This is a genomic window from Flavobacterium saliperosum (assembly GCF_900100625.1).
In the GTDB taxonomy this organism is placed as follows: Bacteria; Bacteroidota; Bacteroidia; order Flavobacteriales; family Flavobacteriaceae; genus Flavobacterium; species Flavobacterium saliperosum.
This window is the reverse complement of record NZ_FMTY01000025.1, coordinates 1-1,020: the sequence shown is the minus strand read 5'-3', so window position 1 is coordinate 1,020 and position 1,020 is coordinate 1. Positions and strand designations below refer to the sequence as shown.

Annotated in this window: 1 protein-coding gene; it reads left to right on the top strand. The window is 28.7% G+C overall.

The genetic code is table 11. The features are described from left to right. Positions 1–31 precede the first annotated feature (31 nt). Positions 32–799, top strand: a complete 768-nt coding sequence (locus BLQ05_RS13620) for a hypothetical protein (RefSeq protein ID WP_035655129.1) — start codon at positions 32–34, stop codon at positions 797–799. Positions 800–1,020 lie beyond the last annotated feature (221 nt).

Below are 1,020 nucleotides of genomic sequence, written 5' to 3'. Positions count from 1 at the left end.
CTCCAGACCGTTATGAGTAATTATTTTAAAAATGTCAGAAACAAAAAAAACTAATTGGAAAACAACAGATAAAAGATTTGTTGCTTTTTTGGATATACTTGGCTTTAAAGATAAAGTTATGAGGAATACTCATAACGAAATATATGATGAATTAACTAAACTGTCAAAAGCTAAATCATTTATAGAAGAAACAGCTTCAAAATCTCATGATGGTGAGGTTTACAAAGATGCTGATATATATATTGTAAGTTTTTCAGATTCAATAGTAATCTTTTCAAAAAATGACGATTTTGAAAATTTTGAATTCTTCCTAATTTCTGTAAGATACCTATTTGCAAATGCAATAGTCAACAATATTGCATTAAAAGGTGGTATTGCCCATGGTGAAATTAGTTTAAACAAAAAGGAGCAAATTTATTTTGGACAACCAATCATTGACGCATATCTAATTGAAGAAGATGTTAATTATTTTGGAGTTGTTGCTCATAACTCTATTGATAAATATATTGAAACTGCGGAGTCAAATTATACAAACTCTAAAATCATGGAACGCATCCTTTTTAGAGAAAAAACACCTCTAAAATGCGGTAAAATAAAACACATTAATTTAGATTGGTTTATAATGAGTATAAAGTATGACGCAAATGAAAATCAAAAAACAAAAATAATAGATATTTTAAACCGATTTAATTTAACAGCTTCAGGATCAGCAAGAAGATATGTTGACAATACAATAGAGTTATTTGAAGATTTGAGTTCAAAGGAAAAAATAAACTTAAAGCCATTAGATCCATTATAACTACTCATAACAGTGGTTTTGCGAAATTTGGGCTTTAAGGTTTAAAATTATGGTAGGTTTGTATTTGTAAACTTAGTCTTAAATTTATACTTTTGGGTAAACTAATCCCCAAACTTCGCAAAGCCACGGGACGTTAGCGGCAACTGTATCACAAATGCGCGAAAAACCAATCTTTCCTTAAATAATTACTGGATTTATATTATTCCCCTACTCTCTTATAT